The organism is Thalassolituus hydrocarboniclasticus (assembly GCF_025345565.1).
GTDB lineage: Bacteria > Pseudomonadota > Gammaproteobacteria > Pseudomonadales > Oceanobacteraceae > Venatoribacter > Venatoribacter hydrocarboniclasticus.
Map to the genome: position 1 here is coordinate 119467 of NZ_CP054475.1, position 11478 is coordinate 130944.

The window sequence follows — 11478 nt, forward strand, 5'->3', positions numbered from 1 at the left end:
AGGCTTGTACTGACTAGCGTATTCACCTCATGCCATCGCGCTAAAATGGTGCACTTGGTTCAGGTTGTGATTTATTTTGGTGCAGTGAGTGCCTGTTTGTTGTTTTGCAGCCCTGATTTCATGCGGGCTTCGCCATAAGATAAAATGGCACACTACTTGCTCCAATACTGAGCATGGCAAGCCGGGGCTAAACCCCGTATCAAGTTGAACCAGCATCTGGAGACAGTAAGATGTCAGAGAACACTCTGAATTTAATCAAAGAAAACGATGTAAAGTGGGTTGATCTGCGCTTTACCGATTTCAAGGGCAAAGAACAGCACGTTACTATTCCTGCGCGTTATGTAGACGAAGATTTCTTCGAAACCGGACAGATGTTCGACGGTTCTTCTATTTCCGGCTGGAAAGGCATTAACGAATCCGACATGATCCTGCGTCCGGATGACAGCACCAGCTTCCTGGACCCATTCACCGAAGACGCCACTCTGGTACTGCGTTGCGACATCATCGAGCCTGCCACTATGCAGGGTTATGACCGTGACCCACGCTCTGTAGCACTGCGCGCTGAAGAGTACCTGAAGTCTACTGGTCTGGGTGATACTGCATTCTTCGGTCCAGAGCCAGAATTCTTCATGTTTGACGACGTTCGCTGGGGCTCTGACATGTCCGGCAGCTTCTGCAAAATCAACTCTTCCGAAGCAGCCTGGAACACTGAGACTGTGATGGAAGGCGGCAACCTGGGTCACCGTCCACGCGTTAAAGGCGGTTACTTCCCGGTTCCTCCGGTAGACAGCCACCACGATATCCGTGCGGCCATGTGTAACACTCTGGAAGCGATCGGTCTGGACGTTGAAGTTCACCACCACGAAGTGGCGAACGCCGGTCAGAACGAAATCGGTGTTAAGTTCAACACTCTGGTTAAGAAAGCTGACGAAGTGCAGATGCTGAAATACGTTATCCATAACGTTGCAGCAGCTTACGGCAAAACTGCTACCTTCATGCCTAAGCCAATCTGTGGTGATAACGGTTCCGGTATGCACGTTCACATGTCTTACTGGAAAGACGGCGTAAACCAGTTCGCTGGTGACGGCTATGCCGGCCTGTCTGAAACTGCCCTGTTCTACATCGGCGGTATCATCAAGCACGCTAAGTCCCTGAACGCGTTCACCAACCCAGGTACTAACTCTTACAAGCGTCTGATCCCAGGCTTCGAAGCTCCGGTAATGCTGGCTTACTCTGCCCGTAACCGTTCTGCTTCTATCCGTATTCCTTACGTTGCGTCTCCAAAAGGCAAGCGTATCGAAGCACGTTTCCCGGATCCGATTGCTAACCCATACCTGGCTTTCGCAGCTCTGCTGATGGCTGGTCTGGACGGCGTTAAGAACAAGATCCACCCTGGCGATGCAGCTGACAAAGATCTGTACGATCTGCCAGCTGAAGAAGCAGCCAAGATTCCACAGGTTTGTGGCTCTCTGCGTGAAGCTCTGGACAGCCTGAAAGCTGACCATGAGTACCTGACTGCAGGCGGCGTATTCAGCAAGGATATGATCGAAGCTTACATCGACCTGAAGATGGAAGAAGTTTACCGCGTTGAGCACACCACTCACCCGGTTGAATACGATATGTACTACAGCGTGTAATACGCTTTAGTCAGATCGGAAAAAGGGCTCTTCGGAGCCCTTTTTTATTGCTGTTTTGCGGCTGGTTAAGCTGTTGTTGTGGGTTATTTAGTCTCTAACGGCAAGGGTGGCTAGGCATCGTTGCTGTCAGCGCCTAGTATGTCGGTGTTATTTCCCGGAGAACTGAATGTGAGTCTGAGCTGGAGTAAGAACGGTCTGGTTTCTGCCCTTAAACCAATGGACTGGCAGTTTCGTGAGCCGGCCTCTGGTGCGCAAATGGATGCTTATCTGCAGATGTACCGGCTGGACTTTCCAGAGCTGAGTGGCGTGCGTCATTTTGCCGGGCTGATGCAGGCGGCGGACTATCAGATTGCCGTACAGGTATGGCGTCCGCAGAACCCGCGCGGTACAGCGATCGTTGTCCATGGCTACTACGACCATGTTGGTTTGTACGGGTCACTGATCGGTTTCTGTCTGCAGCAGGGGCTGAATGTGGTGGCCTATGATTTGCCCGGGCACGGATTATCCAGCGGCGAGAGCGCATCCATCGGCAGTTTCCAGGAATACGACGAAGTGTTCAGCCTGATTCTGCAGCGTACCCGTGGTGGTCTTGGTGGCCCGTTGTATGTCTTCGGTCAGAGTACCGGAGGCGCCATCATTATTAACTATCTGCTTAAGCGTCAGCTGAGCAAAGCACAATCTCCTTTTGCCGGTATTACCCTGATGGCTCCTCTGGTGCGCCCGAAAGGCTGGTACAGAGGGCGGCTGGTGCATTCCTTTGTCAGTCTGTTTCTGCGTCAGGTACGGCGCAAGTTTAATCCGAACTCTGCCGACGCTGAATTTCTGCGTTTTATCGCCGAGAGCGATCCGCTGCAGCCTCATCATCTCAGTGTGCGCTGGGTCGGAGCACTGAAGCAGTGGGTTCCTTATATTGAAGCGCTGCCTGCTTCTGAGCTGGAAGTGAATATCGTGCAGGGTGACAACGACAACACCGTCGCCTGGCGCCATAACCTGAAGCTGCTGGCGCAGAAGTTTCCCCATCAGCGTCTGATGATGTTGCCCGGTGGTCAGCACCATCTGGTGAATGAGTCGCCGCAGCACAGAGAGCAGATCTATCGTCAGCTGGCGGAATGGTTGCTGTCCGATAAGAACCCGGCCTGATTTCCGACTTTTGCCAGATTGACCTGAATTGTCCTAAGTGTATAACTCTCCGCTGCGTACTATCGCGCAAAAGGCCAATGGCTGTGATTCCTCAGGCAAGGAAGCCTGTACAGCAGGAGAATGACATGGACACGCGTCTGGACAGTAATAAAAAGCTGGTGCACAACTTTGTTGAGCTGACCTGGAATCAGGGACGCTTTAATCTGGCACGTTCGCTGGTTGCCCGCGATTTCACCTATTATGCGAGCATGGTCAATATGCCACTTAACCTGGATGGCATGGAGACCCTGATCCAGACCATCCGCAACTCTATGGACGATTTTTCCATCGGGGTTGAAGAGGTGGTGTGTGAGGGCAATCTGGTGGTCACCCAATCGACCTTCAGTGGCACGCTGGTGCGTCCGCTGATGGGCTTTGAGCCTGTGGATAAGGTCATTGCCCTGCATGCAGCTACCTTCTGGCAGGTGCGCCACGGCATGATTCAGTCGGGTAACTCTTTGCTCGACACCGCTGACCTGTTTCATCAGGTGCGTAAAATCATGACACCCAATGCCGCGGCGGCGTTCTGAGCTATTTACGGAAGTGGCTGAGTAAGTCCTGCGCCATTTCCCTGATCGCCTCGCGGATACTCATTGTATTGCGCGGATTATGACTGCCATCGCAGTAGGGCATGGCCTCACTGCGTCCGCAGCTGCACAACCACACCAGTTGCTTCTGATCGCTGTGCAGGCTCAGCGGCCGGGGACAGTTGTCGGCGGCAAACGGCGCGCTGCTGCAGCGTCCGCACTGACAGATCTGATAGCTCTGATCCGCATTCAGCGTGACCACGTGGGGCGTTATTTCATTCATGGAAATGTCCGTCGTCTGCGGCCAGATGCAGAATATGCGACCACTCTTCTGCCCGTATCGGCTGGACGGAGAGGCGTGAGCGGTTGAGCAGTGCCATTTCCTGCAGTGCACTGTCTTTGCGCATATCTTTCAGCGTAATGGGATGTTTGAGGGCGCGCAGGGCTTCGACCTCAATGGTGATCCAGCGCGGGTTGGTCGGGTCCGATTTCGCATCAAAATAATCCGAGGCCGGATCAAACTGCGACGGATCGGCGAGACCGGTGCGGGTTACCCGGCAGACGCCGACAATGGCCGGCTCTTTGCAGCTGGAATGGTAGAAAAACACCAGATCTGCGACCTGGATCTCATCCCGCAGTATGTTTCGCGCTTGATAATTGCGCACGCCGTCCCATACTGTGCGCCTGCCTGGTGCGGCCTCAAGATGATAATAACTAAAAACGTCCGGTTCAGATTTCAGTAACCAGTGATTCATATTTTCTGACTATAAAGTGGTCTGAGTATTGCTCATGCCAAATGCGCGCTTACAGAGCAGTGAGCGGTCAGAGTAGCATCCAATGAACACAGGTTCTAATCCGCAAGCCGGAATGCAGTAGGAACAAACAGCAATGAAAAAACCCGATATTCTGATTCTTCTCAGCGTGATTGTACTGTTAGGTGCAGCGGTGACCGGTATGACCAGCGAGGTCAAGCGTCCGGCGTCACTGATGACGATGGAAAACAGTATCCGCTAGGATTGGCGGAAGCGATGCAGCCCTGCATCAGTGGCAATCGCCGCGAGGGGAATATCCCAGTCTTCAGCGGGTAAATCCCCGACCTTTTGCAGTTCATAGGCACAGCCAATCAGCCGGGGTTTGTTTCCGGGCTGGCGGCTGAAGGCCAGTGTGCGGTCGTAAAAGCCGCCACCCATTCCCAGCCGGTTGCCACTCTCATCGAAGGCAACCAACGGCATACAGATCAGATTGATAAAACGTGCCGGCATCGCCCGGTGGCTGGCAAAGTCTGGCTCGCTGATACCAAAACGGTTTTTCACCATGCGGCTTTGGCGGTTAAAGGGCAGAAAGCTCAGGTGTCCTTTGCGCAGCGGGTGCAGCACCGGCAGGTAGAGGGTTTTGCCACGGCGCTGTAAGTCGCGGATAAAGACCGAGGTATCAATCTCGCCATCATTGGTTAAATACACGGCAATATGACGCGAATGCTGAAAGTGCGTGGACTGACGCAGAGAGTGCAGTAGCTGCTGTGCGGCCTGCTGACGCTGGCGGCGGTTAAGCGCGCGGCGCTGGCGGCGCATATGCCGGCGGAGTTCGGTTTTATTCATCGGAATTAAACGCAGAAATCGGAAGGGCTCCCCACTGTGCCGCTGTCGTAAATAAAGGCCTTGAACCCTGTGGTCCAAGGTGGCAGGCCAGACACTGAATCAGGCTTTCCGTCGGGCGGACATGCGCACATCAGCGAGTGAAACCTTCCATAAAAAAGTGCATCGGCTCAGGACTTTATCGACTGGCAAACACCCCAGGGAGCAGGCGAAGTATATCAGAGATCATTATGAAAAAATGAGGATTTTGTAATGAATACTGCGCCACAGAATTACAGCTCGAGCTGCAGATCCTGTTCCAGGGCTTCGTCGATGGCGGCGTTCATTTTGCTCAGGTCGCGCTTCATCTGCAGGTTTTCGGCCTCCAGTTCACGCAGCTGGTGGGCGATATTCAGCGCGGCGATAACCGCCACACGATCGGTGCCCAGCACTTTACCGGCGGAGGAACCGGCGTTCTTTATTTCGGACATTTTCTCGTTGAGATAACGCGCTGCATCGCGCAGTTTTTCTTCTGCGCCATCGGGACAGTTGATGCGGTACTCGCGGTCGAGAATCAGTAATTCCAGGGTTTTGGACGGGTTAGCCACTATTGCGCTCCAGCGTTTGCAGACGGGTAATCATTTCATTGACCTTGCGACGGGCAATTTCGTTCTGCTGCATCAGTTTTGCACGCTCGGCCTGCCAGCTCGCTTCGGCGGCGCGCATGGCTTTATTCTGCTCGCGCAGTTCCTGGTGCACGGTCAGCAGTTTTTCGATCTTACGCTGCAGGCTCTGGAGTTCAGGATTTTGCATTGCCATCATAGTGGTTAGTGAGAACAGGCTAACTATAAGAGGCCGCTGGCGGCGGGGTCAATCGGCGACGGTGCCTTTGCTGCTTTATTCCCGCCGCTTCCGGCATTTGCGCATACTTTCGCGGCAGCAATGATAGAATGACCGCTTTCCCTCCCATTGAGGACGTTATGACGATCGAATTTTCCGCAGCCGCTGATCTGTGGCTGGAATCACGCTGCTACCAGACTCCATCCGCCCTGCATGGCTGGCTGACCGGCTATCTCGCTTCCGGCGCCCGCCTTAAGCCGGCCGACTGGTTAGTGGAAGCGCAGGAATATCTGGAGCTGGAAGAAGCTCCGGAAGCACCGCTGCAGGCGTTTCTGCAGACTTTTTACGATGACGTGCTGCTTGGCCTGAGCGGCGAGTCGATGGAATTCAGTGTGCTGCTGCCAGCCGATGAAGATGCCGATATCGACGAGCAGGTTGAATGCCTGGCGCAGTGGAGTAAAGGCTTCCTCGATGGCTTTGGTGCATCGGGCCAGATTCAGGGCAAAGTGCCGGAAGACGTGCTGGAAGTACTGCAGGATCTGGATGCCTTCTCGCAGGCGTCACTGGATGACCCGCAGGACCCGCAGAACGAAATGCTGTATCTGGAACTGGCTGAGCATGCCCGCGTTGCTGCGCTGACCGTCTTTTACGGTATGAACAAAACCGCTCCGGCCCCTAAAACCCTGCACTGATCTCTACGCATTGACGAGGTGATGATGAAACTCGATGTCCGCGAATACGCCAAACGCCGCCGTCAGCTGATGGAGCTGATGAGCCCGAACAGCATTGCCATTGTGCCATCAGCGCCGGTCACGGTGCGTAACCGCGATGTGGAGCATCCCTTCCGTCAGGACAGTGACTTCTATTATCTGTCCGGCTTTGCCGAAGAGCATGCTGTATTGGTGCTGATTCCCGGCCGTGAGCATGGCGAATACGTGCTGTTCTGTCAGGAAAAGATCAAAGAGCAGGAAATCTGGACCGGCCGCCGTGTCGGCCCGGAAGCCGCACCTGAGGTGCTGGGCTGTGATGATGCTTTCCCGATCAGCGATATCGACGACATCCTGCCCGGCCTGATCGAAGGCAAAGACCGCATCTACGCCAGCCTGGGTGTCAGCCCGAACTTTGATAACCAGCTGATGCAGTGGGTTAACCATATCAAAACTCAGGTGCGTAATGGCGCCACACCGCCGCACGAGTTCAGTGCGCTGGATCATTTATTACACGATCAGCGTCTGATTAAATCCCCTGCAGAAATTAAGGTTATGCAGAAGGCCGCCGACATCAGCGCCGAAGCGCACACCCGCGCCATGCAGATGGTCAAGCCGGGCATGTTCGAGTTTGAGCTGGAAGCCGAGATCATGCGCACCTTTATGGCCGCTGGCAGCCGCTGGCCGGCGTATCCGTCGATTGTGGGCGCCGGTGATAACGCCTGCATTCTGCATTACACCCACAACAATATGGCGATTAAAGACGGCGACCTGATTCTGATCGACGCCGGTTGTGAGCTGGACTACTACGCCGCCGATATTACCCGCACCTTCCCGGCTAACGGTAAATTCAGCGCCGAGCAGAAGGCGATGTACCAGCTGGTGCTGGATGCGCAGTATGCCGCGATTGAGCAGATCAAAGCCGGTAATCACTGGAATCAACCACACGAAGCGGCAGTGCGGGTGCTGGTCGAAGGGCTCGTGCAGCATGGCCTGCTCAGCGGTGATGTCGACGAGCTGATTGAGAATCAGGAATACCGCCAGTTCTACATGCATAAAACCGGTCACTGGCTGGGTATGGATGTGCACGATGTCGGCGAATACCGCATCGGTGGTGAGTGGCGCATTCTCGAAGAAGGCATGGTGATGACCGTTGAGCCGGGTTTGTATATCTCGCCGGACGATGAAACGGTGGACGCCAAATGGCGCGGCATCGGCATCCGCATCGAAGACGATGTGGTGGTGACCAAAAGCGGCTGCAAAGTCCTGACCGCTGCCGTTGTGAAAGAGATTGATGATATTGAAGCCCTGATGGCGGGCTGAGGAACAGCATGAGCAAGCACATCCCGCAGTCTGACATTGTGGTACTGGGCGCCGGCATGGTCGGCGCCAGTCTGGTGCATCTGTTAAAACCGGCGCTGGCGCGCGGGATGAGCCTGACCTTAATCGACCGTCAGGCGCTGAACTGGGATGGTGATATTGCCAGCCGTCCGCCCAGCTTTGATGGCCGGGCGACGGCGTTGTCCTACGGTACACAGCAGATTCTCAGTCAGCTGGGTGTGTGGGATCTGATGGCTGAGCGCGCCTGTGCTATCGGGCATATTCAGGTCTCCGATCAGGGCCGCTTTGGCCAGACCCAGCTGCACGCCAGTGAACAGAATACTGAGGCTCTGGGTTATATCGTTGAAAACGCCGTGATTGGTCAGGGCCTTTTGAGTGGACTGGAACAGCCAGGCGTCAGCATTAAAGCCCCGGCCCAGGTGCAGGGCGTACAGATGAACGCTGACGGCGCGCTGCTGACCTTCGATAACGGCGAACAACTGCAGACCAGTCTGCTGGTGCTGGCCGATGGTGCGCGTTCGGCGCTGGCGCAGCAGCTGGGTATTCAGCATGAACGTCGTTCTTATGGCACCCATGCGCTGGTGACTCAGGTTGAAGTTGACCGTGAACACGGTCACTGGGCGTATGAGCGCTTCAGTGAAGACGGCCCGATTGCCTTTCTGCCGCTGAATAAAAAAGACTTCGCCGTGGTGTGGACGCTGGCCGACGACCAGATCGAACAGGTCAAAGCCTTGCCCGAAGCCGAATTCCTTGCCCGTCTGCAGCAACAGATCGGATATCGTCTGGGACGTTTAATGCGTGTCGGCGAACGCGCCAGCTACCCGCTGGCACTGGTGCAGAGTAAAGAGCAGGTGCGGCGTTCGCTGGTGCTGCTCGGCAACGCTGCGCACAGTCTGCATCCGGTGGCCGGACAGGGCTTTAACCTCGCACTGCGCGATGCCGCCGTACTGGCCGAATACCTCAACCGCGCCTGGCAGCAGAATCAGCCGCTGGGCGATCTGGCGTTATTACAGGCTTACGAGCAACAGCAGCAGGCCGACCAGCGCAACACCATCATGGCCAGCGATCTGCTGCCACGCCTGTTTGGTTCAAAGCTGCCGGGTATGGCGCTGCTGCGCGACGCCGGTCTGCTCGGCATGTCGGCCCTGCCAACCGCGCGCAAACTCTTTACCCGTCATGCGATGGGGTTAGGGCAGCGGGCGGCGAAGCTTCCGGCCACGCCGCTTTCAGGAGAATCTGCATGAACTATGACGTAGTGATTGTTGGCGCCGGACTGGTGGGTCAGGCGATTGCCAGCGCGCTGGTGCAGGGGGCACAGCAAAAGCCTTTGCGCATTGCCCTGATTGATCCGGCGTTCCGCACACAGGCTCCGGCCAGCGGCAGCGAACTGGCTGACTATGATCTGCGCGTGTCAGCGTTAACCGCCAAAACCCAGGCTTTCTTAACCCGTCTGGGCGCCTGGCAGAAAATTCCGCCGCAGCGTCTCAGCCCTTACACCGGCATGCACGTCTGGGATGCTGAAGGCACAGGTTCTGTGACCTTCGATGCCGCCGATCTGCATGCTCCCTGTCTGGGTCATATAGTTGAAAACCGGCAAACGCTGTGGGCGATCCAGCAGTGCCTGCAGGAAACGCAGTGCGTGGATGTACTGACGCAGAAAGTTCGCTACCTCGATAACCGTGACGCCGAAGGTTACACCCCGGTGGTTTTGGAAAACGATGACAGGCTGCTGGCCAGACTGGTGATTGGTGCCGATGGTGCGCTGTCACGGGTGCGCCAGTGGGCTGGCCTGCCAACCACCGAGTGGGATTATGGTCATCACGCCATTGTTGCCACGGTACGGCTGGAACAACCGCTGCAGGCGACGGCCTGGCAGCGCTTCCGTCCTGAAGGGCCACTGGCGTTACTGCCGCTGCCGGGTGATGAACATCTGGCGTCTATCGTCTGGTCGACTTCGCCGGCGGAAGCCGATGCGGTACTGGCGATGGATGAAGCCGGCTTTAACGCCGCGCTGACCCAGGCATTTGAAGGACGTTTGGGGCAGGTGCTGGCCAGCTCGGCCAAGGCCCGCTTTCCGCTGCGCCAGCGCCATGCGCGGAATTACTGGTGTGAAGGCGTAGTGCTGGCCGGTGATGCCGCGCATACCATTCATCCGCTGGCCGGACAGGGTGTGAATCTGGGCTTTAAAGATGCTGAAACCCTGGCGGAAGAAATTCTGCGCGCGCACAGCAAAGGGTTGGATCTTGGTGGTGAGCTGGTGCTCAGCCGTTATCAGCGCCGCCGTCAGGCCGACAACCTCAGCACCATGGCGGCGATGGAAGGCTTTAAACAGCTGTTCGCCGCCGATCAGCCATTGCTGCGTTTATTACGCAACGAAGGGATGCGCCTGTTCGACAAACTGTTGCCGGTTAAGCAGCACGTAATGATGAAAGCGATGGGACTGGATTAATCGGGGCTGGATTGATAAGACTGTCGTGATGAGTTGGTCTGATAGCCGATATAAAAAAACGAGCCTCAATTGAGGCTCGTTTTCGTTGGTTTTCCTGCAGGCAGAATTAACGGCCGTACTGCTCACGCAGCGCCTGGATACGACGTTCCAGCGGCGGGTGAGTGGAGAACAGGGCAGACATCTTACCTTCACCACCGATACCAAAAGCCACCAGTTCACCGTTCAGTTCACTTGGCTGGTCGTAGGTTTGCTGCAGGGCCGCCAGTGCGCTGATCATCGCTGCAGGGCTGACCAGTTCGGCACCGGCCTGGTCGGCACGGAATTCACGGCGACGGCTGAACCAGGCAACAATGGTCGAAGCCAGAATGCCCAGTACGATCTCGGCGATAAAGGTCGTTACATAGAATGCGATGCCCGGACCGTCTTCGTTCTTGAATACCGCACGGTCGACGAAGTTACCGATAATACGGGCGAAGAACATCACAAAGGCGTTCACCACGCCCTGAATCAGGGTCAGGGTAATCATATCGCCGTTGGCAACGTGGCCGATTTCGTGGCCCAGTACCGCTTTGATCTGCTCTTTATCCATACGCTGCAGCAGGCCGGTCGATACTGCGACCAGGGCATTGTTACGGTTCCAGCCGGTAGCAAAGGCGTTAGGCGCCGCCGAACCGAAGATACCCACTTCCGGCATACCGATACCGGCTTTGTCAGCCAGTTCTTTAACGGTGCTCAGCAGCCACTGTTCACCGGCATTCTGTGGCTGATCGATGATCTGCACACCCATGCTGCGTTTTGCCATCCACTTGGACAGCAGCAGCGAGATCACTGAGCCGACCATACCGAACACCAGACAGAACACCAGCAGGTTGCCGAGGTTCAGGCCATTGCCGCTGCGTTCCAGGTAACTGCCCACGCCGAGCAGTGACAGGGTAACGCTCGCCACCAGAACAACGGCTAAGTTGGTGGCCAGAAACAGAATTATGCGCAACATGTGCGACTCCTATAAGGGTTGTTCTCAGTTGTCCGCAGGCGCTCAACAGAACAGATTTGAGCACGGATTTATGACAGCAAGAATGGTGATTTTTCCGCAGTTTTCAAGCGGGATTATTGTCAGGAAGGGTAATTATGACGGTTATTCTTTTGCACTGTTATTAAAAGTGCCGCACTTAAATGATAGTTGTCTTAATTAATGCTGTGACTGGCCGATAAATGATCAATCTA

Annotated in this window: 14 protein-coding genes and 1 other RNA gene; 8 read left to right on the forward strand and 7 right to left on the reverse strand. The window is 55.5% G+C overall.

Annotation, left to right across the window (positions count from 1 at the left end; translation table 11 throughout):
- The first annotated feature begins 230 nt into the window (after positions 1-230).
- The 3 genes from glnA to HUF19_RS00545 all read left to right on the forward strand — a co-directional run bounded on the left by glnA (position 231) and on the right by HUF19_RS00545 (position 3346).
- On the forward strand, positions 231-1637 hold the full coding sequence (gene glnA, locus HUF19_RS00535; RefSeq protein WP_260998027.1) for a glutamate--ammonia ligase: 1407 nt from the start codon (positions 231-233) through the stop codon (positions 1635-1637).
- A gap of 168 nt (positions 1638-1805) precedes the next feature.
- On the forward strand, positions 1806-2777 hold the full coding sequence (locus tag HUF19_RS00540; protein ID WP_260998028.1) for an alpha/beta hydrolase: 972 nt from the start codon (positions 1806-1808) through the stop codon (positions 2775-2777).
- A 125-nt stretch (positions 2778-2902) separates the two neighbouring features.
- Entirely contained in the window at positions 2903-3346 is a 444-nt protein-coding gene (locus HUF19_RS00545; protein ID WP_260998029.1) for an ester cyclase, read from the forward strand.
- A 1-nt stretch (position 3347) separates the two neighbouring features.
- On the opposite strand, the gene HUF19_RS00550 is transcribed toward HUF19_RS00545, so the two are convergent.
- Together HUF19_RS00550 and HUF19_RS00555 are read right to left on the reverse strand one after the other, a co-directional pair.
- Complete coding sequence (locus HUF19_RS00550) at positions 3348-3626, reverse strand: CDGSH iron-sulfur domain-containing protein (RefSeq protein WP_260998030.1); 279 nt, start codon at positions 3624-3626, stop codon at positions 3348-3350.
- Positions 3619-4098 carry an EVE domain-containing protein gene (locus HUF19_RS00555; RefSeq protein ID WP_260998031.1) on the reverse strand — a complete coding sequence of 160 codons (480 nt, stop codon included), beginning with the start codon at positions 4096-4098 and terminating at the stop codon, positions 3619-3621. Before HUF19_RS00555 ends, HUF19_RS00550 begins: the two co-directional genes overlap by 8 nt.
- A gap of 133 nt (positions 4099-4231) precedes the next feature.
- Here HUF19_RS00555 and HUF19_RS00560 point away from each other — a divergent pair, with 133 nt between their 5' ends.
- Entirely contained in the window at positions 4232-4357 is a 126-nt protein-coding gene (locus tag HUF19_RS00560) for a hypothetical protein (protein WP_255449004.1), read from the forward strand.
- Here the strand turns inward: HUF19_RS00560 and HUF19_RS00565 are convergent.
- The 4 genes from HUF19_RS00565 to HUF19_RS00580 all read right to left on the reverse strand — a co-directional run bounded on the left by HUF19_RS00565 (position 4354) and on the right by HUF19_RS00580 (position 5739).
- Complete coding sequence (locus tag HUF19_RS00565; protein ID WP_260998032.1) at positions 4354-4941, reverse strand: 5-formyltetrahydrofolate cyclo-ligase; 588 nt, start codon at positions 4939-4941, stop codon at positions 4354-4356. The two genes, HUF19_RS00560 and HUF19_RS00565, sit on opposite strands and share 4 nt — an antisense overlap.
- A 24-nt stretch (positions 4942-4965) precedes the next feature.
- Positions 4966-5145: non-coding RNA, 6S RNA (gene ssrS, locus HUF19_RS00570), on the reverse strand.
- Between the two features lie 65 nt (positions 5146-5210).
- Entirely contained in the window at positions 5211-5525 is a 315-nt protein-coding gene (locus tag HUF19_RS00575; RefSeq protein ID WP_260998033.1) for a cell division protein ZapA, read from the reverse strand.
- Positions 5518-5739 carry a TIGR02449 family protein gene (locus tag HUF19_RS00580; protein WP_145467122.1) on the reverse strand — a complete coding sequence of 74 codons (222 nt, stop codon included), beginning with the start codon at positions 5737-5739 and terminating at the stop codon, positions 5518-5520. The genes HUF19_RS00575 and HUF19_RS00580 overlap by 8 nt, the downstream gene beginning before the upstream one ends.
- 158 nt (positions 5740-5897) lie before the next feature.
- Here HUF19_RS00580 and HUF19_RS00585 point away from each other — a divergent pair, with 158 nt between their 5' ends.
- Genes HUF19_RS00585 through HUF19_RS00600 form a run of 4 tightly spaced genes read left to right on the forward strand, consistent with a single transcriptional unit; the run spans position 5898 to position 10254 of the window.
- Positions 5898-6449, forward strand: coding sequence for a UPF0149 family protein (locus HUF19_RS00585; RefSeq protein WP_260998034.1), 552 nt, complete (start codon positions 5898-5900; stop codon positions 6447-6449).
- Positions 6450-6473: 24 nt separating this feature from the next.
- A complete protein-coding gene (gene pepP, locus HUF19_RS00590; RefSeq protein WP_260976281.1) occupies positions 6474-7787 on the forward strand; it encodes a Xaa-Pro aminopeptidase in 1314 nt (437 codons plus the stop codon).
- 8 nt (positions 7788-7795) lie between these two features.
- Positions 7796-9049, forward strand: a complete 1254-nt coding sequence (gene ubiH / locus HUF19_RS00595) for a 2-octaprenyl-6-methoxyphenyl hydroxylase (protein ID WP_260998035.1) — start codon at positions 7796-7798, stop codon at positions 9047-9049.
- Positions 9046-10254, forward strand: a complete 1209-nt coding sequence (locus HUF19_RS00600; protein ID WP_260998036.1) for a UbiH/UbiF/VisC/COQ6 family ubiquinone biosynthesis hydroxylase — start codon at positions 9046-9048, stop codon at positions 10252-10254. Before ubiH ends, HUF19_RS00600 begins: the two co-directional genes overlap by 4 nt.
- Before the next feature lie 106 nt (positions 10255-10360).
- Here HUF19_RS00600 and htpX read toward each other — a convergent pair whose 3' ends face one another.
- Positions 10361-11248, reverse strand: coding sequence for a protease HtpX (gene htpX, locus HUF19_RS00605; RefSeq protein ID WP_145467112.1), 888 nt, complete (start codon positions 11246-11248; stop codon positions 10361-10363).
- Positions 11249-11478 lie beyond the last annotated feature (230 nt).

Bases quoted from the DNA above. Each gene is read 5' to 3' on its own strand.
- glnA (WP_260998027.1), top strand. From the start codon at position 231: ATGTCAGAGAACACTCTGAATTTAATCAAAGAAAACGATGTAAAGTGG.
- HUF19_RS00545 (WP_260998029.1), top strand. From the start codon at position 2,903: ATGGACACGCGTCTGGACAGTAATAAAAAGCTGGTGCACAACTTTGTT.
- HUF19_RS00550 (WP_260998030.1), bottom strand. From the start codon at position 3,626: ATGAATGAAATAACGCCCCACGTGGTCACGCTGAATGCGGATCAGAGC.
- HUF19_RS00555 (WP_260998031.1), bottom strand. From the start codon at position 4,098: ATGAATCACTGGTTACTGAAATCTGAACCGGACGTTTTTAGTTATTAT.
- HUF19_RS00560 (WP_255449004.1), top strand. From the start codon at position 4,232: ATGAAAAAACCCGATATTCTGATTCTTCTCAGCGTGATTGTACTGTTA.
- HUF19_RS00565 (WP_260998032.1), bottom strand. From the start codon at position 4,941: ATGAATAAAACCGAACTCCGCCGGCATATGCGCCGCCAGCGCCGCGCG.
- HUF19_RS00580 (WP_145467122.1), bottom strand. From the start codon at position 5,739: ATGATGGCAATGCAAAATCCTGAACTCCAGAGCCTGCAGCGTAAGATC.
- HUF19_RS00585 (WP_260998034.1), top strand. From the start codon at position 5,898: ATGACGATCGAATTTTCCGCAGCCGCTGATCTGTGGCTGGAATCACGC.
- pepP (WP_260976281.1), top strand. From the start codon at position 6,474: ATGAAACTCGATGTCCGCGAATACGCCAAACGCCGCCGTCAGCTGATG.
- ubiH (WP_260998035.1), top strand. From the start codon at position 7,796: ATGAGCAAGCACATCCCGCAGTCTGACATTGTGGTACTGGGCGCCGGC.
- HUF19_RS00600 (WP_260998036.1), top strand. From the start codon at position 9,046: ATGAACTATGACGTAGTGATTGTTGGCGCCGGACTGGTGGGTCAGGCG.
- htpX (WP_145467112.1), bottom strand. From the start codon at position 11,248: ATGTTGCGCATAATTCTGTTTCTGGCCACCAACTTAGCCGTTGTTCTG.